The sequence below is a fragment of the Gemmatimonadaceae bacterium genome, assembly GCA_040882285.1.
Classification (GTDB): Bacteria; Gemmatimonadota; Gemmatimonadetes; order Gemmatimonadales; family Gemmatimonadaceae; genus JACDCY01.
In genome coordinates, this window is sequence record JBBEBQ010000017.1 from 1 (window position 1) to 20,254 (window position 20,254).

At 66.3% G+C, this 20,254-nt stretch carries 19 protein-coding genes; 13 read left to right on the forward strand and 6 right to left on the reverse strand.

Annotated features, from left to right (window positions below):
* A partial coding sequence (gene rpoC / locus WEA80_09120) for a DNA-directed RNA polymerase subunit beta' (protein ID MEX1186736.1) occupies positions 1-3,278 on the forward strand: 3,278 nt, incomplete at its 5' end.
* 104 nt (positions 3,279-3,382) lie between these two features.
* Here the strand turns inward: rpoC and WEA80_09125 are convergent.
* The gene (locus tag WEA80_09125) at positions 3,383-3,544 is read right to left on the reverse strand and encodes a hypothetical protein (protein MEX1186737.1); all 162 of its coding nucleotides are present in this window, start codon (positions 3,542-3,544) and stop codon (positions 3,383-3,385) included.
* 99 nt (positions 3,545-3,643) lie between these two features.
* Between WEA80_09125 and nrfH the strand changes: the two genes are divergently transcribed.
* Together nrfH and WEA80_09135 are read left to right on the forward strand one after the other, a co-directional pair.
* Positions 3,644-4,117 carry a cytochrome c nitrite reductase small subunit gene (nrfH, locus tag WEA80_09130; GenBank protein ID MEX1186738.1) on the forward strand — a complete coding sequence of 158 codons (474 nt, stop codon included), beginning with the start codon at positions 3,644-3,646 and terminating at the stop codon, positions 4,115-4,117.
* A gap of 105 nt (positions 4,118-4,222) precedes the next feature.
* A complete protein-coding gene (locus WEA80_09135; GenBank protein ID MEX1186739.1) occupies positions 4,223-5,662 on the forward strand; it encodes an ammonia-forming cytochrome c nitrite reductase subunit c552 in 1,440 nt (479 codons plus the stop codon).
* Position 5,663: 1 nt separating this feature from the next.
* Here WEA80_09135 and WEA80_09140 read toward each other — a convergent pair whose 3' ends face one another.
* Entirely contained in the window at positions 5,664-6,221 is a 558-nt protein-coding gene (locus WEA80_09140; protein ID MEX1186740.1) for a Uma2 family endonuclease, read from the reverse strand.
* 174 nt (positions 6,222-6,395) lie between these two features.
* Between WEA80_09140 and WEA80_09145 the strand changes: the two genes are divergently transcribed.
* The 6 genes from WEA80_09145 to rpsG all read left to right on the forward strand — a co-directional run bounded on the left by WEA80_09145 (position 6,396) and on the right by rpsG (position 11,542).
* On the forward strand, positions 6,396-8,012 hold the full coding sequence (locus WEA80_09145; protein MEX1186741.1) for a CerR family C-terminal domain-containing protein: 1,617 nt from the start codon (positions 6,396-6,398) through the stop codon (positions 8,010-8,012).
* A gap of 4 nt (positions 8,013-8,016) precedes the next feature.
* Positions 8,017-8,784 carry an ABC transporter ATP-binding protein gene (locus WEA80_09150; GenBank protein ID MEX1186742.1) on the forward strand — a complete coding sequence of 256 codons (768 nt, stop codon included), beginning with the start codon at positions 8,017-8,019 and terminating at the stop codon, positions 8,782-8,784.
* A 38-nt stretch (positions 8,785-8,822) separates the two neighbouring features.
* Positions 8,823-9,911: an ABC transporter permease gene (locus WEA80_09155; GenBank protein MEX1186743.1), complete on the forward strand. Its 1,089-nt coding sequence runs from the start codon at positions 8,823-8,825 to the stop codon at positions 9,909-9,911.
* Between the two features lie 249 nt (positions 9,912-10,160).
* Positions 10,161-10,367, forward strand: a complete 207-nt coding sequence (locus tag WEA80_09160) for a hypothetical protein (protein ID MEX1186744.1) — start codon at positions 10,161-10,163, stop codon at positions 10,365-10,367.
* A gap of 311 nt (positions 10,368-10,678) precedes the next feature.
* The gene (gene rpsL, locus WEA80_09165) at positions 10,679-11,071 is read left to right on the forward strand and encodes a 30S ribosomal protein S12 (GenBank protein ID MEX1186745.1); all 393 of its coding nucleotides are present in this window, start codon (positions 10,679-10,681) and stop codon (positions 11,069-11,071) included.
* Positions 11,072-11,542, forward strand: coding sequence for a 30S ribosomal protein S7 (gene rpsG, locus WEA80_09170; protein ID MEX1186746.1), 471 nt, complete (start codon positions 11,072-11,074; stop codon positions 11,540-11,542).
* 78 nt (positions 11,543-11,620) lie between these two features.
* Here the strand turns inward: rpsG and WEA80_09175 are convergent, their stop codons facing one another.
* The gene (locus tag WEA80_09175; protein MEX1186747.1) at positions 11,621-12,220 is read right to left on the reverse strand and encodes an OmpA family protein; all 600 of its coding nucleotides are present in this window, start codon (positions 12,218-12,220) and stop codon (positions 11,621-11,623) included.
* A gap of 208 nt (positions 12,221-12,428) precedes the next feature.
* Here WEA80_09175 and WEA80_09180 point away from each other — a divergent pair, with 208 nt between their 5' ends.
* On the forward strand, positions 12,429-13,067 hold the full coding sequence (locus WEA80_09180) for a M23 family metallopeptidase (protein MEX1186748.1): 639 nt from the start codon (positions 12,429-12,431) through the stop codon (positions 13,065-13,067).
* Between the two features lie 13 nt (positions 13,068-13,080).
* On the opposite strand, the gene WEA80_09185 is transcribed toward WEA80_09180, so the two are convergent.
* The 3 genes from WEA80_09185 to WEA80_09195 form a co-directional block, all read right to left on the reverse strand.
* On the reverse strand, positions 13,081-13,422 hold the full coding sequence (locus WEA80_09185) for a hypothetical protein (protein ID MEX1186749.1): 342 nt from the start codon (positions 13,420-13,422) through the stop codon (positions 13,081-13,083).
* A 25-nt stretch (positions 13,423-13,447) separates the two neighbouring features.
* Positions 13,448-13,954: a L,D-transpeptidase gene (locus tag WEA80_09190; protein MEX1186750.1), complete on the reverse strand. Its 507-nt coding sequence runs from the start codon at positions 13,952-13,954 to the stop codon at positions 13,448-13,450.
* A gap of 413 nt (positions 13,955-14,367) precedes the next feature.
* Positions 14,368-16,215, reverse strand: a complete 1,848-nt coding sequence (locus WEA80_09195) for a M2 family metallopeptidase (protein MEX1186751.1) — start codon at positions 16,213-16,215, stop codon at positions 14,368-14,370.
* A gap of 151 nt (positions 16,216-16,366) precedes the next feature.
* On the opposite strand from WEA80_09195, the gene WEA80_09200 reads away from it, so the two are divergent.
* The 3 genes from WEA80_09200 to fusA all read left to right on the forward strand — a co-directional run bounded on the left by WEA80_09200 (position 16,367) and on the right by fusA (position 20,168).
* Positions 16,367-17,041, forward strand: a complete 675-nt coding sequence (locus WEA80_09200; protein MEX1186752.1) for a phosphoribosyltransferase — start codon at positions 16,367-16,369, stop codon at positions 17,039-17,041.
* Positions 17,042-17,073: 32 nt separating this feature from the next.
* Entirely contained in the window at positions 17,074-17,739 is a 666-nt protein-coding gene (locus tag WEA80_09205) for an alpha/beta fold hydrolase (protein ID MEX1186753.1), read from the forward strand.
* 293 nt (positions 17,740-18,032) lie between these two features.
* Complete coding sequence (fusA, locus tag WEA80_09210; GenBank protein ID MEX1186754.1) at positions 18,033-20,168, forward strand: elongation factor G; 2,136 nt, start codon at positions 18,033-18,035, stop codon at positions 20,166-20,168.
* Positions 20,169-20,254 lie beyond the last annotated feature (86 nt).

A 20,254-nucleotide genomic window follows, 5' to 3' on the forward strand; every position in this document is an offset into this window, starting at 1 on the left:
AGGGCAAGCAGGGCCGGTTCCGTCAGAACCTGCTCGGCAAGCGCGTGGACTACTCGGGCCGCTCGGTCATCGTCGTCGGTCCGGAGCTCAAGCTGCACCAGTGCGGCTTACCCAAGGCGATGGCGCTGGAGCTGTTCAAGCCGTTCATCATCCACAAGCTGGTGGACAAGGGGATCGCGGAGACGGTGAAGCGCGCCAAGAAGATCGTGGAGCGCGAGTCGCCCGAGGTGTACGAGATCCTCGAGGAGATCATCCGCGACCATCCGGTCATGCTCAACCGCGCGCCGACGCTCCACCGCCTGGGAATCCAGGCGTTCGAGCCGGTGCTGGTCGAGGGCAAGGCCATCCGAATTCACCCGCTCGTGTGCGCGGCGTTCAACGCCGACTTCGACGGCGACCAGATGGCGGTGCACGTGCCGCTGTCGTTCGAGTCGCAGCTCGAGTGCCGGGTGCTGCTGCTGTCGTCCAACAACATCCTCAAGCCGTCGGACGGCCGTCCGGTGGCGGAGCCGTCGCAGGACATCGTGCTCGGCTGCTACTTCGCGACGAAGGCGCCGGTCGGGTTCGACGAGCTGCTCAAGGATCCGAAGAAGGCCGCGCAGCTCAAGGCGTTCAGCTCCGTCGCGGAAGTGGAGATGGCGCTGGCGCAGGGCCGCGTCGCGCAGCAGACCGCGATCCGTTACTGCGTGGTCAAGGACGACGAGCCGAACTGGATCATCACGACGGTAGGCCGCGTGCTGTTCAGCGCGATCATCCCGAGCGTGCTGCCGTTCCAGAACCGCGACATGAAGAAGAAGGCGCTGGGCGAGCTCGTGTTCGAGTCGTACCGTCACGGCGGGCTGGCTCCGACGGTCGAGTTCCTCGACCGCCTGAAGGAATTCGGCTTCCACCACGCGACGCGCGGCGGAGTCTCGATCGGGATCGAGGACCTGTACATCCCACCCGAGAAGGAGACGCTCATCACCGAGGCGGAGCAGCGCGTCGAGCGGTTCGAGAAGGCGTACCAGACCGGTAACATCACGAACGGCGAGCGCTACAACAAAGTCATCGACACGTGGACGCACGCCAACAACGACATCGCGGACGCGATGGTCAAGGCGATGAAGGCGTCCAAGCAGGGCTTCAACCCCGTGTTCATGATGTTCGACTCCGGCTCGCGCGGATCGCGCGACCAGATCCGTCAGCTCGCCGGCATGCGCGGACTGATGGCGAAGCCGCAGAAGAAGCTCACGGGTGGAATCGGCGAGATCATCGAGAGCCCGATCAAGTCGAACTTCCGCGAGGGTCTGTCGGTGCTCGAGTACTTCATCTCGACGCACGGCGCGCGCAAGGGACTGGCGGACACGGCGCTCAAGACGGCCGACGCCGGCTACCTGACCCGCCGGCTGGTGGACGTGGCGCAGGACGTCACGATCAGCGAGGAGGATTGCGGCACGATCCTGGGCCTCGAGGTCGGGGCGCTGAAGGAAGGCGAGGACATCATCGAGCCGCTGGGCGAGAGAATCGTCGGCAACGTCGCCGCCGAGGACATCGAGGATCCGCACGAGCGGGATCAGGCCGGCCGTCCGACGCGGATCGTGGAAGCGGGACAGCTGATCGACGAGGACACGGCGCGCGCGATCGAGGATTCGGGGATCGAGACGGTTCGCATCCGCAGCGTGCTGACGTGCGAGGCGAAGCGCGGTCTCTGCCAGATGTGCTACGGCAGAAATCTCGCGACGATGGCGATGGTGGACCGCGGCGAGGCCGTGGGCATCATCGCGGCGCAATCGATCGGCGAGCCGGGCACTCAGCTCACGCTGCGCACGTTCCACATCGGTGGAACGGCGGCGCGCATCGCCGAGCAGACGGCACGCAAGTCGAAGGTCGCGGGCACGCTCGAGTTCGGGGACCGGCTGGTCGCGGTCACCAACTCCGAGGGCAAGCAGATCGTCACGTCGTACGAGGGTGAGATCATCATCCGCTCGACGGGCGAGAAGCACGGCGTCGGTGTGTGGCGCCTGTCGGTGCCGCTCGGCGCGGAGCTGCACGTGCAGGACGGCGAGGACGTGAAGAAGGAGCAGGTGATCTTCACCTGGGACCCGTACACCAACCCGATCATCGCGGACGTGAACGGAACGGTCCGGTTCGTGGACCTGGTTCCCGAGGAGTCGATCTCCGAGGAGCTGGACGAGCTGACCGGTCTGCGGCAGACGGTCGTGATCGAGGATCGCGAGAAGAAGCTCCACCCGCACATCGAGATCTGGCAGGAGAAGGGCGGGAAGGAGAAGCGCCTGCGCGACTTCGTCATCCCGGTGGGCGCGCAGCTCACCGTGAGCGACGGCACGCGCATCACCGCCGGCACCACGCTGGCGAAGGTGAGCCGCGAGGCGTACAAGACGCGCGACATCACCGGCGGTCTGCCGCGAGTTGCGGAGCTGTTCGAGGCGCGGCGCCCGAAGGACCCGGCGACGATCTCGGAGATAGACGGGTTCGTGCGGTTCGGCGAGATCAAGCGCGGCAAGCGCGAGGTGTTCGTGCAGCCCGTGCGGTTTGAGAAGGCTGCGAACGGCCAGGTGCAGGTGCCGGACGACACGCAGGAGCCGCAGCTGTATGAAGTGCCCGCCGGCAAGCACTTGCGGGTGCACGAGGGCGATCGCGTGCGCGCGGGTGACAGGCTGAGCGAGGGTGCGGTAAACCCGCACGACATCCTGCGGATCAAGGGACCGCGCGCGGTGCAGGAGTATCTGCTGAACGAGGTGCAGGAGGTCTATCGTCTGCAGGGCGTGAAGATCAACGACAAGCACATCGGCGTGATCGTGCGCCAGATGCTGCAGAAGGTCCGCGTCCTGGATTCGGGCGAGACCGAGTTCCTCGAGGGCGAGAACATCGACAAGCAGGTCTTCCGCGACGTGAACGAGCGGGCGAAGAAGAAGAAGGAAGTGGCTGCTTCTTCCGAGCCGCTGCTGCTCGGCATCACGAAGGCGAGTCTCACGACCCAGTCGTTCATCTCGGCGGCGAGCTTCCAGGAGACCACGCGCGTGCTGACCGACGCGGCCATTCGCGGCGCGAAGGACGATCTCCTTGGACTCAAGGAGAACATCATCATCGGTCACCTGATCCCGGCGGGTACGGGCATGTACCGGTATCACGAGGTGGACGTCGAGAGCGGCCCGGACGTGCCGACTGCGGAGGAGCAGGCAGCCATCGCTGCGGCCGCGGCGCAGCCGCTGTTCGCGCTGACGCCGGCGGAAGCCGAGGTGAGTGTGTCGCCGGTGTTCGCTGAGGAAGAGCTGTAGACGAGAGTTAGTCTCGCGGCTGAACGAAAGAGGGGTCTCTCCCGGGGTGCTACGCTTCGCTAAGACGCGCCACGGGATGAGACCCTCTCTTCGTTCAGCTCAGGCTACGATTCGTACTGCCTCGCAAAGCGGACGGCGAGGTAGATCCCGAGGCCGGTGCCGACCATGCTCACCATGAAGGCGGTCATGATCCCGACCTTCGCGCCGAGCCACCAGCCCAGCCACCCGCCTATGGTGGCGCCGACGAACGCTGCGAGGCGCTTCATGCAAGCTCCGGCTTGATTCTTCCCATGAGTCTAGTTTAGCTGTTGCACACTCGAGCTTAGGAGAATTTCTATCCGGATGCTTGCGGTGCGGTCGCGGCGATGACGCGTACCCGGACGCTGGCTATTATTGCCGCGGTGCTCGTCGGCATATCCGCGGGGCTGGGCTTCTTCACGTTCGGCTACGCCAAAGGGGCGTCGTACCTCACCAACGATCCAGCCGCGTGCGCCAACTGCCACGTCATGAGCGAGCACTACTCCGCATGGCTGAAGGGGAGCCACCGCTCGGTGGCGACGTGCAACGACTGCCATACGCCGCACAACCTGGTGGGCAAGTATACGACCAAGGCGCTGAACGGGTTCTGGCACTCGTTCTACTTTACGACCGGGAATTATCCGGACCCGCTCCGGATCACGCCGCGGAATAATCGCGTAACCGAGCAGGCGTGCCGCTACTGCCACGGGGAGATCGTGAGCGCGATCGATCCCGATCCGCACGCGAGCGAGGAATCGCGCGCGGGCGAGCCCATTTCCTGCATCCGGTGCCATGCGTACGTCGGGCACTGGGTGCGGTGAGCACTACAGCCAGCAGCTAGCAGCTAGCAGCTGGCAACTACACAGGACAGCCGTGATGGAACTGCATCGCCCAACACTTAGAGACACGACGAAGGAGAAAGCTCGATGACTTCGCCAGCACAACGGGATCGCGCGACGCCCCGCAACCGGAAGCGCTTTTATACGCTCCTCGGCGTGCTCACGGTCGGCGCGGCGCTCGCAGCCGTGGGGATCGTCGCGCTGCTCACGAGCATCTTCGAGCGGAAGCAGGAGGGGCGGGATCCGTTCTTCCGGAGCGTGGTCATCACCGACACGACGCAGGACCCGGAAGTGTGGGGGCGGAACTTCCCGCTGCAGTACGACCAGTACCGGCGCACCGTGGACCAGCAGCGCACGCGCTACGGCGGGAGCGAGGCGCTGCCGCGGACGCCGACGGACGCCGATCCGCGCTCAATCGTAGCGCAGTCACGCCTCGAGGAAGATCCGCGGCTGCGCGAGTTCTGGGACGGGTACGCGTTCTCGGTAGACTTCCGCGAGGAGCGCGGGCACGCGTACATGCTGGTGGACCAGGAGATGACGGGTCGGCAGCAGGCGTCGCCGCAGCCGGGCGCGTGCATCCACTGCCACGCATCCGTGTACGTGCCGTACAAGCGCGCGGGCGGCGGGGACCTGATCAAGGGGTTTGAGACGCTCAACCCGATGACGTACGCGCAGGCGCGCACGCACGTCACCCAGCCGATCGCGTGCATCGATTGCCACGAGCCGGAGACGATGCGGCTGCGCGTCACGCGCCCCGGATTCATCGAGGGGATCCGCGCGCTCAAGGCGAGCCAGGGGATCGCGAACTACGACGTGAACCGCGACGCGACCAGGCAGGAGATGCGCACGTACGTGTGCGGGCAGTGCCACGTGGAGTACTACTTCCGCGGGGCGGAGAAGCGCCTCGTCTACCCGTGGCAGAAGGGGCTGACGGTCGACAGCATGCTGGCGTACTACGACCAGGTGGGGCACCGCGACTTCGTGCACGCGCGCAGCGGCGCGCCGATTCTCAAGGCGCAGCATCCCGAGTTCGAGCTGTTCAGCCAGGGGACGCACGCGCGCGCGGGCGTCGCGTGCGCGGACTGCCACATGCCGTACGTGCGCGAGGGCGCGCAGAAGATTAGCGACCACTGGGTCCGCAGCCCCATGCTGAACATCAACCGGTCGTGCCAGACCTGTCACAAGGTCACCGAGGACGAGCTGCGGCAGCGGGTGCATACGATCCAGGACCGGACGCACGAGCTGCGCAACGTGGCGATCGACGCGGTGCTCAACCTGTCGCGCGGGATCGCGGCGGCGGCGCGGGCCGACAGCGGCGACCGGAATCTCGCCGCGGCGCGGGACTACCAGCGGAAGGCGCAGTTCTTCGCCGATTTCGTGGAGGCCGAGAACTCGATGGGATTCCACGCGCCGCAGGAAGCCGCGCGAATTCTCGCGCGCTCGATAGACTACTCGCGGATGGGGGAGCTGGCGCTGCGAGGCTCGGCGCCGAACAGAGCCGCGCCGGCCGCGACGCGCCGAGAATAGCCTACTCTTGTAGCACTTTCCGGAAGTAGTCGGGCAAGCTCATCGACAAGGGTGAGAGCTCGGCGGCGGGCTGCCATTCGATCCGATCGGTCAACAGCTCCGGCCGGTCGTCGTCCGGCCGCCAGCGCTCGACGACCCGCGCGTCGAGATCGATGATCCAGTACTCCGGTACTCGCTGGCGCTGGTACAGCCGGCGCTTGGTGATTCGGTCCGCGCGCGCGCTGCTCGGCGAGATCACTTCGACCGCTAGCAGTAATCCATCCAAGTCGGCATACGACCGGGGACGGCGACCCTCCAGCAGCGGCGCTACGAAGATGTCGGGCTCCACCACAGTGCGGTCGTCGTACTGGACGTCCGCCGGCGCGATCACGGTCAGGCCAATGCGGAAGCGTTCCACGTAGTCCGCGATCAGCCGGGCGAGCTCGAACGTGGCGAGCTGGTGGGGAAGCGCCGGCGACGGCGTCACCAGCAACTGCCCGTCGACCAGCTCGTACCGGTTGCCGTCCGCAGGTAGCTCGCGCCACCGCTCGACGGTCCACATCGGTGCTGTCTCAACCATACCCATACTCTAGGCTCTCCGGGGCCAAGCTCGCAAGGGCTCACAATCGGAGCCTGACCTCCTGAGCGCACGCCAGCGAAACCGTTCACTTGCTGCTGGAAGCCTCAGACTGCGGTGGACGCGCGCCAGCCGTGTGACCTTGCGTACTACTTAATTAAGCGATTAATTAAACACATGCCTCGGAAAGAATCCAAAGAGGTCATTCTCGACGCGGCCGAGTCGCTATTCGCCGGCCGCGGGTTCGACGCGACCACGATCAAGCAGATCGGCACCCGCGCGAAGGTCAACCCGGCGCTGCTGTACTACTACTTCGGCGACAAGAAGGCGCTGTACCGTGCCGTGCTCGCCCGGCTGATCGGCGGGTTGGCTGAGAACCTCGGCGGACGACTGCGCGAAGCGCGCACTCCCGAGGACGCCGTTCACGGCGTCGTAGCAGCCCAGATGGAAGTCCTCGGCGCGCACCCCGACCTCGCGCGGATCTTCGTGCGGGAGATGGTCGAGCACCGCGGCGAGAATGCGGCCGACCCGATCTCGGATTCGATGGCGAAGGTGTTCAAGCGGCTGTGCGGGATCATCGAGCAGGGCCAGCGCGCGGGCTTGTTCCGCAAAGAGCTGGACGCGCGGTTCGCCGTGATCTCGGTGGTATCCCAGGTGGTGTACGTCCACGTCGCCCGCCCGGCCGTCGGGATGCTGCTCGGCGAGGGGCGCAAAGGCGTCTCGGAGAAAACAATGAAAAAGTTCGGAGCGCATGCAGTGGAATTCGCCTTGGCCGCGCTCGCGGAGCGGCCGCGCGGCCGCGCTCGCGCCGGCCGGCTCAAGCGCGCGAGCGCGTTCCTGCTGTTGCTCGCGGGCGTCGCCTGCGCCGGCGGCGACGACGACCGCATCGAGGGCACGGGCACGATCGAAGTCGTGGAGATGGACGTTGCCTCGCTCATCCCCGCCCGAGTCTCGCGCGTGCTCGTGGACGAGGGACAGAGCGTACGCGCCGGCGAGACGCTCGCCTTGCTCTCCCAGGCGGCCACCAGCTCCGAGGTCGACGTGCGGCGCGCGGGGCTGCAGCGCGCGGAGGCGGTGCTGCGTGACCTGGAGGCGGGCGCGCGGCCGGCCGAAGTGCGGCAGAGCGGGGCGGAAGTCACGGCCGCCGAAGCGGAAGCGGCGAGGCTCGCGCGCGACTACACCCGCGCGCAGGCGCTGTACGAGGGAGGCGCGATCTCGCGGCAGGAGCTGGAGGCGGCGCGCACGCAGGCCACAGTCGCGGCGCAGCGCGCGAGCGCCGCGCGGCAGGGACGACAGCTCGTGACCGAGGGCACGCGTCCCGAGCGGATACGCGCCGCCCGCGCCGACGTCGCCTCCGCGCGCGCGGCACTCGACGCCGCCCGCGGCACCGCCGCGGAGCTGGCCCTCACGGCCCCCGCCAACGGCACGATCATCCGACGGCTCGCGGACCCCGGTGAAACGGTGGCTGCCGGCGAGCCGGTCGTCACGCTCGGCAAGACGGATTCGCTGTGGGTCAGGATCTACCTGAGCCCCGCGGACGTCGCGCGGATCCGCGTGGGCGACGAGGCGAGAGCGACACTCGACGACTTTCCTTCGCGGCACTATACCGGCCGCGTCACGGCGATAGCGTCGCGCGCGGAATTCACCCCGCGCGTCGCGCTCACCGAGCGGGAGCGCGGCGATCTGCTGTTCGGCGTCAAGGTGACGCTGGTGGATGCGACCGGCGCTCTCAAGGCCGGGCTTCCAGTCACCGTTCGGATAGAGCCGCGTGCCTCACGCGCGGCCGCGCCCTGACGCCGTGAACACAAGCGTGGACACTGTCGCGACCGAAATCGCGGTGCAGACACGCGGGCTGCGCAAGACGTTCGGCCCCGTGGTCGCGGTGGAGGGACTCGACCTAGAGATCCGCCGCGGCGAGGTGTTCGGCGTACTCGGCCCGAACGGATCGGGGAAGACCACGACCATCCGCATGCTGTGCGGGCTGCTCACGCCGAGCGCGGGCGACGCCACGGTCGTCGGCTACGATCTGCGCACGCAGCAGTCAGAGATCCGCCGGTCCATCGGCTACATGTCGCAGCGATTCGGCCTGTACGACGATCTCACGGTGCGGGAGAACGTCAGGTTCTACGCCGCGGTGTACGGGCTGCGCGGCGCGGCGCTGGACGCGCGCATCGTCGAGCTGTTCGAGCAGCTGGAGCTGACTCCGCGCGCGGAGCAGCTCGCCGGCACGCTGAGCGGCGGCTGGAAGCAGAAGCTAGGGCTGGCCTGCGCGACCGCGCATCATCCGAAGATGCTCTTCCTCGACGAGCCGACGGCGGGTGTGGATCCCGCGGCGCGGCGCCGGTTCTGGGAGATCATCTACGATCTGGCGCGCGACGGGACGACCGTGCTCGTCACCACGCACTACATGGACGAGGCCGCGCGCTGCCAACGGCTCGCGTTCCTCTCGCGCGGACACCTGATCGCGCAGGGTACCGCGGCCGAGATCCCGGCGCAGTTCGGCGAGGCAAGCATCGAGGACGTCTTCATCGAGCTGCAGCGGCGCGACGAAGGCGAGGCGGCGTGAGCGTGCTGGGGGGCGTCCGACGAGCCGGGTTGTGGCCCATGCTCCGCAAGGAGTTCGTCCAGCTGCGGCGCGACCGGTTGACGCTCGCGATGGTGGTAGTGCTGCCCGCGGTGCAGCTCCTCCTGTTCGGCTATGCCATCCGGACCGAAGTGCGGAACCTGCCGACGGTCGTGCTCGACGAGTCACAGAGCAGCGAGAGCCGCGCGCTCATCGACGTCATGCGCAACACCGGCAACTTCCGCGTCACCGGCTCGGTGGCGAGCCGTGCGGAGCTGCGCCGCGTGATCGAGCGTGGGGAAGCGAGCGCGGCGGTGATCATCCCACCGGATTTCGCCGCGAATCTCAAGCGCGGCCGCGGCGCAACCGCGCAGATCGTGGTGGACGCGGCGGACCCGATGGCCGCCTCCGCGGCGATCTCCGGCGCGTCGCTCGCGGGCGCTGCCCGCAGCGCGGCGATTCTCGCGGAGCGCACCGGCGGGCAGCCGCCGCTAGAGGTTCGCGTCCGGCCGTGGTACAACCCGGGACTGCGCTCCGAGGCGTACATCGTGCCCGGCGTGATCGGGGTGCTGCTGTCCATCACGTCGCTGGTGGTCATGAGCCTCGCCGTGGTGCGCGAGCGGGAGCGCGGAACGCTCGAGCAACTCGTCGTGACTCCGCTGAGCAAAACCAGCCTGCTGCTGGGGAAGGTGCTGCCGTTCGTCGCGGTCGGGTACGTGCAGATGACGGTCATCCTGTTGCTCGGAAGGCTGGTGTTCGACGTCCCGATGCGCGGGAGTCTGCTGCTGCTGTACCTGGTCGCGGGCGCGTTCATTACCGCGAACCTCGGCATCGGGCTGCTCATCTCCACGGCCGTGAAGTCGCAGGTCCAGGCCACTCAGCTCGGCTACTTCGTGATGCTGCCGAACATCCTGCTGTCCGGCTTCATGTTTCCGCGGGAGGCGATGCCGGAGGTCGCGCAGTGGATCGGTCTCGTGCTCCCGCTGACGTACTTTTTGACGGTGCTCCGGGGGATTCTTCTAAAGTCGGCGTCGCTATCCGCCATCTGGCCGGAAACGCTGGCCCTGGTGAGCATGGCGACGGTGCTGTTCTCGCTCAGCGTGCTGCGGTTCCGAAAGACCGTCGAATAAAGGCGGCGGGCCACTCGGAAACCGCGAGAATCCGACGCAAAAGTCCACACTTCTTCGCGACGCTCATCTTCCCGGTAAGGGTCCTGATCGGCTATCGCCTTTGAAGGCATGGACTTGCGTAGCTGGCCCGTGGAGCGGCGCGGGAGCATGGCGGTTGCATTAGACAACTGTTGCATTCAGCCAGAGAGGCCGATGTTCGTTTCTCCGAGGTTTCGAGATTTATTGGTTTCCGACCCCGCAACGGCGTACTTGAGCCAGCTGACCGCGGCGGCGGAGCAGATCGACACCGTAGCGGACGAGGGCGACGATCTGTCGCCGGATGCCGAGACGGGCCGGTCCGATGTCGCGGCGGCCCGGGGCGGCAGCGCGCTGGCATCCAAGCCCGTGTTCATCCCCGCCCCGGTATTCAAGCCCGAGTTCATCCCGGCAACGGAGTTCCCAGTCGGCGATAGCTAGCCGGGGGTCCCGAGCTCCTGGTTGGGCGATGGGGGATCCAAGACGTGAGATAGCCAGAAAACAGAGGGCCAGAGGTGAGATGTCTCGCTTCTGGCTCTCTCGTATCCGGCATCTCACATCTTGGTTTCCCCTGCAACGTTCTCGGGGCTGGGGTACGTTGACATAAGTTCCCGCCCCGTCTAACTTTATCAGTCTCTGTCGCCCCAGCCGGCAACGGCGGGGCGCCTTTTGTGTCCTGGAGTTTCTGTACCGTGGCAAAGGCTGATCGGTTCAGCAAAAAGCCAACAGCCAATAGCCAATAGCCGCATTTAATGCCCACTATCAATCAGCTCGTCCGGCAGAGCCGCCGCGACGTAGAGAAAAAAGAGAAAGCGCCGGCGCTCAAGGCGAATCCGCAGAAGCGCGGCGTGTGCACGCGCGTGTACACCACGACCCCGAAGAAGCCGAACTCGGCGCTGCGCAAAGTGGCGCGCGTGCGGCTCACGAATGGATTCGAAGTCACCGCGTACATCCCGGGTGAAGGCCACAACCTGCAGGAGCACTCGATCGTGCTCATCCGCGGCGGCCGCGTGAAGGATCTGCCGGGCGTGCGGTATCACATCGTACGTGGCTCGCTCGACGCCTCGGGCGTCACCGGCCGGAACAAGAGTCGCTCGAAATACGGAACGAAAAAGCCAAAGGGCGCAGCCGGAGGAAAGAAGTAGATGAGTCGCCGCAAGAGCTCGGTGAAGCGCACCATCCTGCCCGATTCACGCTACGACAGTCAGACCGTCTCGAAGTTCATCAACGCGCTGATGTACGACGGCAAGAAGTCCACGGCCGAGCGCATCTTCTACAAGGCGATGGACCTCGTGGAGACGCGCACCAGCCAGACGGGCGTGACGGTGTTCAAGCAGGCGCTGACCAACATCAAGCCGGTCGTAGAGGTGAAGAGCCGCCGCGTCGGCGGCGCGACGTACCAGGTGCCGGTGGAAGTCCGACCCGACCGCCGCACCGCGCTCGCGATGCGCTGGCTGATCTCCTTCTCGCGCGACCGCAACGAGAAGTCGATGGCGGAGAAGCTCGCCACCGAAGTGGTCGCGGCGTCGAAGGGAGAAGGCAACGCGGTGAAGAAGAAGGAAGACACGCACCGCATGGCCGAAGCCAACAAGGCGTTCGCGCACTACCGCTGGTAAGCGACCGACCCGATGTGAAAAGGCCCCGTCCGGAAAACCGGACGGGGCCTTTTCTTTCGCTATTGAGGGGGTCAGCCTTTATGGATTCTCTCGCAGAATCCGCTGCCGATATTCCTCGCTCGCGTAGATGGCTACTTCCACGCGCCGGTTCTGCTGGCGTCCCGCATCCGTCGAATTCGCAGCGATCGGCTCGGTCTCGCCGCGTCCCAGTGCGGTGATGCGGCTGGCCGCGATACCCTTCGACTGCAGGTACGCCGAAGCCGCGTGCGCGCGTCGATGCGACAGCGCCATGTTGTACGAGTCCGTTCCCACGCTGTCGGTGTGACCGACGATCGTCAGGGACGAGTTGGGGTACCGCTGCAGGCTGAGCGCCAGCTCGTCGAGATTCGCGCGGCCGGCGGGGAGGATCTGGTCGGAATCGAACGGGTACAGGATGCCCGATGAGAACGACACCGCGATCCCCTCACCGATGCGCGTGACGGTCGCGCCTCCGATTCTGTCGCCGAGCTCCTTGGCCTGCTGATCCATCTGATGACCGATCACCGCTCCGGCAGCTCCGCCGAGCACCGCGCCGATGATGGCGCCGCGCGCGGTGGAACCGGTCTGGTTGCCGATGACTCCGCCAATGACGGCGCCGGTTCCGGCCCCGATGACCGCTCCGCGGTCGCGCTGGCTCATCGAGCTGCACGCGCTAGCCGCGAGTGATACTACTATCAAGCCACTGAGTAGCTGTGTTCTTCCGATTCTATTGGACATGGTCGACTTTCCTGGCTGAATGTGTCTACCAGGGACTATCAAGATGGGTGCCATAAGAGCCCCGGCGAGCAGGGAACATTTAGTTCTTTTTGTGTGGCGAATTGCGTTGTTGGCTGGCGTCTGGGTTGCCATGCCCGGCTGCGCGGAGGACGACGTCGCGCCCGCGCCGAAACCAGCGGTCGGGGCGCAAGTGCCGATCGTGGACATGTCGCCCTCGGCTCAACGGCCCCTGCTTCCGGCGGAGACCCCGTTGGTCGCCGCCGAGCCCGCGGCCGCTCCCGCGCCGAGGCCCGTGCCGGCGCGCGGCGCGGCCGTCGTCAGCAGCGGAGATATCGCCGCCCTGCGGTCGCGGCAGCTGCTGATGCCGGTCGCCGGTGTGCGGCCGGTGAATCTCGTCGGCAGCTTCGCCGAGGTGCGCGGGGGACGCACGCACGAGGCGCTCGACATTCCGGCTCCGCGTGGAACGCCGGTCCTCGCAGCCGACGCCGGAACGGTACTGAAGCTGTTCACGAGCCGCGCGGGAGGGCTCACGATCTACCTAGCCGATCCGACCAGGAAGTTCATCTACTACTACGCGCACCTCGATGCATACGCGCCCGCGCTGCGCGAAGGCCAGGCCGTCGCGAAGGGGCAGCAAATCGGCACCGTGGGCACCAGCGGCAACGCTCCGCAGAACACGCCGCACCTCCACTTCGCCATCCTGCGGAACGACGACATGACGACGTGGTGGACAGGAACGCCGCTCGATCCCTACATGATCCTGAGGTAGCGCCTCGGGGAGGCTAGTTCCCTTTGCGCTTGGCGCTCGCCTGGCGCTCCGCGCGCTTGCGCGGTGTGCCCAAGTCGTGGTTGTGCCTGTCGGCGTCGCGGGCGAGGCGCGTCTTCTCGCTCACCTTCTCGGCGTCGTCGTGCTGCTGCCGATCTTCGAACAGCCGGTCCTTGCCGGTCGTGTCGTGCTTGCGAATGTCCGCCGGATCGTACTGCGGCCCCGAGCGCTTTGCAGCCGCGCCGCCCTGCTCCACGTGCTGCTTGCGCAGGAAATCGATCGTTTTCTGGCCGTGCTGTCCCTCCGCATGGCGTTGCGCAGGGGCCTGGTTTCCTCCGTTTTTCTTGTTCTTGCTCATCGTGTTGGCTCCGGATGCCCGTACGTTACGGGGAGATGGCGAGCGTGATCGGATTCTTCAGATGCACGATATGCTCCCGCCTCGCGAGCCGCCTGATTCGCTCGAACCAGCTCGGCGGGCGCGGCTCGCCGCCGTGCTCCATGACCCATTTTGCCACCTCCGCGACTTCCTGCGGGTCCATCCGGAGGCAGCCCTTGGACGCGGCTTCGCCGAGCGACTCCACCGTCGGCGTTCCGTGGATGTAATAGTCGGGCTCCCGGAAGAAGATCTTCACGGTCTGCATCGGATTGTCGGGGTCGCCGGGCGCCTTCGCCGTCTTTCCCCGGGCCCACGGCTCCTTGGGTGGAACCCAGCGCGGATTCCATATGAGCTTAGTGATCCGGAAGGTCCCGGTGGGGGTGGCGTGGCCGTCGGATCCCACTGAGATCGCGTACGTCGCTGCTACGGAGTCCCCGAGCCGCACGGAGAGGATCCGCGCGGAAATGCTCGCGGCCAGCGAGAGCGGGCCGGAGTTCGCCGGGGCTGCCGTCACATACGCGCGCGGGGCCAGCTCCGGCCGTGCCGCGAGGCTCGAAGCACTGGAACCAGTTCCGGTCCCGTACGCACTAGCTGGAGTAAGCGCCACCGCGAGCAATAAACCTTGTATGCAATTCATTCCCGCCTCTATTTCGCGTTAGGATTGGTACGCGATACAGAAGCAACAAGTGTTCCGGCTACGGGGCTGGCTGGTGGGACGGCGCTTTGGCTCCGGGAATGGCTATGGGGAATCCAGGCCGTGAGCAGTGAGCTGTTAGCTGTCGGCTCTCAGGGAACTGACATATTGGACGTGTCGATGAGTTTGCCGCGAAATTCCAGGAACGTCCGAATAGCAGTTGCTGATTGCTGATCGCTAACAGCTCACTGCTCACGGCCTGGATTCCATCAGCGGCTCACCAGGAGGTTGCGCTACAGCTCGGGCAGCGTGTGCGCTCGCCCCCGATTCTGCTCCTGCAGCCACGCGTGCAGCGGCGCGAAGTACTCCATCATCGCGTTGGCGTTGAGCTCCTGGCCCGTGGTCTCGCGCAGCACGTCGCGCCACGGCCGGCTCGCGCCGGGCGCCATGAGCGTGCGCAGAAAATCGCCGACTCCGGTGTTGCCGTAGTAGTTCGAGTTGCGCGGGTCCTGTCCGAGGATGTTCCGCGCGATGTGGTTGTGCATCTGGAACAGGAGCGCGAACGACAGCGCGTAATCGTAGTACTGGCCCGGGTCGTCGTTGATGTGCGTCTTGGTCAGCGCGTCGGCGAACTGCTCGCCGCGCGGCGCGGGCGGGACGATCCCCTGATAGCGGCGCGCGAGCTCCCACCAGCGCGCGTTCCACTGGTCGGCCGGCAGATCGTTGGCGTACAGCTCGTGCTCGAAGCGGGTCATCACGCCCGCTGACCAGGGCATGAAGACGATGTAGTTGAGCGCCTCGCGCAGGAGCTGCGTGCGCTCGTCCGCCTGCGCACCCGCCGACAGCAAGCCGCGTCCGACGAGGAAAGGGCGCTGCATGGACGCCAGCCCGATCATCGAGCCGATCGCTTCGTGGTACGCGCGGTTGGCGCCACCGCGCAGCACCAGCGGTACTTCGGGGCGCGTGTACGCGACGTAGTAATAGATGTGGCCCAGCTCGTGGTGCGAGGTCTCGTACCAGTCCGCGTTCGGCTCCACGCTCATCAGCGACCGCACGTCGTTCTCGAGATCCAGATGCCACGCCGATGCGTGCGTGTTCTTCTTGTACGGCGCGTTGGCCGGCAGCGGATACAGCGACGATTTCTCGTAGAAGCTCAAGGGCAGGGCGGGGAAGCCGAGCGATTTGTAGAAGTCCTCGCTCGAGCGCACTACCCACTCCGCGGTCTTTCCCTTGAAGGCGTCGTCGAGGTTCGGCCCGCCTTCCGAGCGCGCGAGATCCTCCCACGACTGTCCCCACCTGTTCGGCAGCCAGTGCGCCGGGAGATACTCGGGCACCGGCACGTTGTACTTCCTCGCCAGCTCGTGCCGCGCCCACGTGTGCAGCTCGCGGTACAGCGGACGGATCTGCCGCAGCAGGTTGTCGGTCATCTGCAGCATCTCGTCCGTCGTCATCCCGTAGTCCGACACCTGGTAGGTGAAGAAGTCGGGATAGCCGAGCGCCTGCACCGTCTGGTTGCGCAGGTCGCGCAGGCTCATGATCCCCGGCTTGAGCGTCGGGCCTATGGCCTTCGACGCTTCCCAGTACGCGCGGCGGTCGGCGATGTTCGTGCTGTTGCGCAGCGTCGAGTCGATCTGGTTCGGCGTGACCGCTTTCCCGTTCACCATGAACGTGTAGCCGTACAGCTTCTCCGTCTGCTCCGTCTCGGCGGCGATGCGCCTGCGGACGACGTCCGGCACGGTTTGCGGCTGGTTCGCCGCGGCGTACAGCATCGCCTCGAGCTGGCGCACCTGAATCGGGGTGAGCCGCTCCTTCTGCGCCAGGTAGCCGCGAATGCGCTCGATGTTGGCCACGCTGCCGACGAAGCTGGCGTACGCTTCGTTCGCCGCCTTGGTGCGGCGCGCGTTGGTCGAGTCGCCTTCCACGATGTGCGTGTTCGACGCCCACTCGGCCAGCGCCGAAGCGTAGTACAGCCGCTGGAATTCCGCGGCATAGCTGTCGAGATACGCCTGCGCGTCCGCCTGGGTGACGACGGTCGTCGCAATCGTTGCGGCGGTCTGGGCGGTTTGCGCGATCTGCGTGCAGCTGCCGGCAATGGTCAGGAAGGCGACAGGCAGGGCGGTGGCGCGGAAGAGGCGCTGCATGAAGAGACTCCGGTGTTCGCGTTGGACGATGCTGGGAATTAACGCGCGGCTCGTCGGAGCGCCACGGGCCGAAAGGACCGAAAACACAATCCGTTCGGCTTTTCGGCGCGCCAGGCATGGTAGGTGCAGCGATTCGGAAGACGGGGACGTCATGACCGTAAGGTTTCGCGACCGGGCCGATGCGGGACGAGAGCTGGCGAGCAGGCTGGGCGAGTACGCCGACCGTACGGACGTGCTGGTGCTCGGCTTGCCGCGCGGTGGAGTCCCTGTTGCGTTCGAGGTCGCGCGCTCTCTCTCCGCGCCGCTCGACGTGTTCGTCGTCCGCAAGCTCGGGCTGCCGCACCACGAGGAGCTCGCGATGGGCGCGATCGCGATGGGCGGAGCGCGCGTACTGGATCGCGCCCTGATCGCGCAGGTGGGCGTGAGCGACGCGGAGATCGAGCAGGTCACGCGGCGCGAGGAGATCGAGCTGGAGCGGCGCCAGAAGCGGTACCGCGGCGACCGTCTGCTGCCGGACATCGCCGGGCGCACGGTGATCCTGGTGGACGACGGGCTCGCGACCGGATCGAGCATGAGGGTCGCCGTCGCGGCGCTCAGGGAAGAGCACCCGCGGAAGATCGTCGTGGCGGTTCCGATCGCCCCGGAGGAGACGTGTGAGATGCTGCGCGCCGCGGCCGACGAGGTCGTGTGCGCTCTGACGCCGGAGCCGTTTTACGCGGTCGGGCTCTGGTACCGCGACTTCTCGCAGACGAGCGACGAGGAGGTGCACGACCTGCTCGAGCGGGCGAGGGAGGAGCTCGTGCCCGCTCCTTTTCCACGCCGCTGAGCAGGCGACTTGTGGCAGACAGGGAGGGCGAAATGGCTGTGGCATCCGATTCGGCTTCGGCGGAGCGCACGGTGATGGTCGACGCCGGCGACGCCTCGCTCGAGGGGACGCTCGCGCTTCCGCCCGCGGCGCGCGGTGTCGTCGTGTTCGCGCACGGCAGCGGGAGCAGCCGGCACAGTCCCAGGAACCGCTTCGTAGCGGAGGCGCTACGCGAGGGTGGGATGGGTACGCTGCTGCTGGATCTGTTGACGGCGCGGGAAGAGGGTATCGACGTCTACACGCGCGAGCACCGGTTCGACATCGGATTGCTGGCGCGGCGGCTCGCGGGCGCGATCGACTGGCTGGACGCAGAGGAATCGACCAGCGGCCTTCCGATCGGTCTGTTCGGGGCGAGCACGGGCGGGGGTGCCGCGCTGGTGACCGCGGCCGACCAGCCGGAGAAGGTGCGCGCCGTGGTGTCGCGCGGCGGCCGGCCGGACCTGGCGGGTGAAGCGCTGCCGCGAGTGCGGGCGCCGACGCTGCTGATCGTGGGCGAGCGCGACGAGCAGGTGATCGAGCTGAACAGGCAGGCGATGGCGCGGATGACGGCGCCGGTGCAGCTCGAGATCGTCCCGGGAGCTACGCATCTGTTCGAAGAGCCGGGGACGCTCGAGCAGGTCGCGCGGCTGGCCCGCGACTGGTTCGTCCGGCAGCTCTAGCCGACCTAATTGTCCGCCCTTCCGGTGGGCAACCTCGCCGGGAGGAGTTGACGCCGGCCCGTAGCGGCTTACATTACTAAGGCTATGGCAAACCACGCTTTGCGTGGCGAGCCGTGGCACAGTAAGAGACAACCAAACCGCCGAGGATGTTTTCGGCGCGCCTCGAGTCCCCACCCGTGCAGGAGCGGCGGGTGCACCCGGCGGCAGCGGATGGATACCGGCCCACGATGGGTGCCCAGGTCCACCCGCGTTTTCGTTCTCTGAAACCGCTCCGCAGCCTGAATCAAACGAACATGTCGACAGCCGCGGCTCCTCGCGTAGCCACATCGAAAGCAACCGGCCGCCATACGGCGCTGGAGCACTATCGCAACATCGGCATCATGGCCCACATCGATGCCGGTAAGACGACTACGACCGAGCGCATCCTCTATTACACGGGTCGCAGCCACAAGCTCGGCGAGGTGCACGAAGGCACCGCGACCATGGACTGGATGGAGCAGGAGCAGGAGCGCGGAATCACCATCACCTCCGCCGCCACGACCGCGTTCTGGGAGCGGAACGGGATGGAGCACCGGATCAATATCATCGACACGCCCGGCCACGTGGACTTTACCGTGGAAGTGGAGCGGTCGCTGCGCGTGCTCGACGGCGCGGTCGCGCTGCTGGACTCCGTCGCCGGCGTAGAGCCGCAGACGGAGACGGTGTGGCGCCAGGCCGACCGGTACGGCGTGCCCCGCATCATCTTCGCCAACAAGATGGACCGCGTGGGCGCGGACTTCGATCGCTGCCTCAAGATGATCCGCGACCGCCTCACCAAGGACGCGTACCCGATCCAGCTGCCCGTCGGCTCCGGCGAGCTGTTCACGGGCCACATCGACGTCATCGAGCGCAAGCAGTACATCTTCGACGACGAATCGCTCGGCAAGAAGTTCGAGGTCGTGGACGTTCCGGAGATCTACCACGAAGCCGTCGAGAAGGCGCGCAACGAAGTCATCGAGGCCGCGGTCTCGCACGACGTGGATCTCATTGAGAAGTACTTCGGCGGCGTTGCTCTCACCAACGACGAGATCAGGCACGCCATCCGCGCGGCCACGGTCGGCGGATTCATCGTGCCGGTCATGTGCGGAGCGGCGTTCAAGAACAAGGGCGTACAGGCGCTGCTCGACGCGGTCATCGACTTCCTGCCGTCCCCGCTCGACGTGCCGCCCATCGAGGCGCACGCCCCGAATCACACCGAGCCCGAGACGCGCCCCGTCGACGACGACGCGCCGTTCGCCGGACTGGCGTTCAAGATCGCGACGGATCCGTTCGTCGGAAAGCTGACGTTCTTCCGCGTGTACTCCGGCGTGCTCAAGTCGGGCTCGTACGTGTACAACGCGAGCAAGGACAAGCGCGAGCGCGTCAGCCGCCTGCTGCAGATGCACGCCAACAAGCGCGAGGAGATCGAGGAAGTGCGCGCCGGCGACATCGCCGCGGCGATCGGTCTCAAGGACACGCGCACGGGCGACACGATTTGCGACGAGGACAAGCCGATCATCCTGGAAGCGATGAAGTTCCCGGCGCCCGTCATCGACGTCGCCATCGAGCCGAAGACGAAGGCCGACCAGGACAAGCTCGGCATCGCGCTGCAGAAGCTGGCCGAGGAGGATCCGACGTTCCGTGTGCACTCCGATGCGGAGACCGGACAGACGATCATCTCCGGCATGGGCGAGCTGCACCTCGAGATCATCGTCGACCGCATGCAGCGCGAGTTCAAGGTGGACGCGAACATCGGCCGTCCGCAGGTCGCTTACCGCGAGACGATCAAGAAGCGCGTCGAGAAGGTGGAAGGGAAGTTCATCCGCCAGTCGGGCGGCAAGGGCCAGTACGGCCACGTCGTCATCAACATCGAGCCGGCCAAGCAGGGCGAAGGCTTCGTATTCGAGGACAAGATCGTCGGCGGCACGATCCCGAAGGAGTTCATCAAGCCGGCGTCGGAAGGGATGCGCGAAGCGCTCGAAGGCGGCGTGCTCGCGGGCTACCCGATGGTGGACGTGAAAGCCGAGCTGGTGTACGGCTCGTACCACGACGTCGACTCCAGCGAAATGGCGTTCAAGATCGCGGGCTCGATGGCGATCAAGGAAGCGTGCAAGCGCGCGACGCCGATCATTCTCGAGCCGATGATGAACGTCGAAGTCGTCTGCCCGTCGGACTACATGGGCGACATCCTCGGCGATCTGTCCTCACGCCGCGGCAAGATCGGCGGGATGATGCAGCGCGGCGAAGCGCAGGTGATCGAGGCGACGGTGCCGCTGTCCGAGATGTTCGGCTACTCCACGCGCCTTCGCTCGCAGTCGCAGGGACGCGCGGTGTACTCGATGGAGTTCAGCCACTACGAGGAAGTTCCGAAGAGCAAGGCCGAAGAAATCATCAACAAAGTGAAAGGATAGAGAGAAGCTATTGGCTATTGGCTGTTGGCTTTTGGCTAACAGCGCGGCAGTTCCGTCAGTTCCTATTGTTCCGTTGTAGCTAAGAG

Bases quoted from the DNA above. Each gene is read 5' to 3' on its own strand.
- WEA80_09125 (MEX1186737.1), bottom strand. From the start codon at position 3,544: ATGAAGCGCCTCGCAGCGTTCGTCGGCGCCACCATAGGCGGGTGGCTG.
- WEA80_09175 (MEX1186747.1), bottom strand. From the start codon at position 12,220: ATGAGCCAGCGCGACCGCGGAGCGGTCATCGGGGCCGGAACCGGCGCC.
- rpsG (MEX1186746.1), top strand. From the start codon at position 11,072: ATGAGTCGCCGCAAGAGCTCGGTGAAGCGCACCATCCTGCCCGATTCA.
- WEA80_09180 (MEX1186748.1), top strand. From the start codon at position 12,429: ATGCCCGGCTGCGCGGAGGACGACGTCGCGCCCGCGCCGAAACCAGCG.
- WEA80_09200 (MEX1186752.1), top strand. From the start codon at position 16,367: ATGACCGTAAGGTTTCGCGACCGGGCCGATGCGGGACGAGAGCTGGCG.
- WEA80_09205 (MEX1186753.1), top strand. From the start codon at position 17,074: ATGGCTGTGGCATCCGATTCGGCTTCGGCGGAGCGCACGGTGATGGTC.
- WEA80_09185 (MEX1186749.1), bottom strand. From the start codon at position 13,422: ATGAGCAAGAACAAGAAAAACGGAGGAAACCAGGCCCCTGCGCAACGC.
- nrfH (MEX1186738.1), top strand. From the start codon at position 3,644: ATGACGCGTACCCGGACGCTGGCTATTATTGCCGCGGTGCTCGTCGGC.
- rpsL (MEX1186745.1), top strand. From the start codon at position 10,679: ATGCCCACTATCAATCAGCTCGTCCGGCAGAGCCGCCGCGACGTAGAG.
- WEA80_09135 (MEX1186739.1), top strand. From the start codon at position 4,223: ATGACTTCGCCAGCACAACGGGATCGCGCGACGCCCCGCAACCGGAAG.
- WEA80_09195 (MEX1186751.1), bottom strand. From the start codon at position 16,215: ATGCAGCGCCTCTTCCGCGCCACCGCCCTGCCTGTCGCCTTCCTGACC.
- WEA80_09155 (MEX1186743.1), top strand. From the start codon at position 8,823: ATGCTCCGCAAGGAGTTCGTCCAGCTGCGGCGCGACCGGTTGACGCTC.
- fusA (MEX1186754.1), top strand. From the start codon at position 18,033: ATGTCGACAGCCGCGGCTCCTCGCGTAGCCACATCGAAAGCAACCGGC.
- WEA80_09145 (MEX1186741.1), top strand. From the start codon at position 6,396: ATGCCTCGGAAAGAATCCAAAGAGGTCATTCTCGACGCGGCCGAGTCG.
- WEA80_09140 (MEX1186740.1), bottom strand. From the start codon at position 6,221: ATGGTTGAGACAGCACCGATGTGGACCGTCGAGCGGTGGCGCGAGCTA.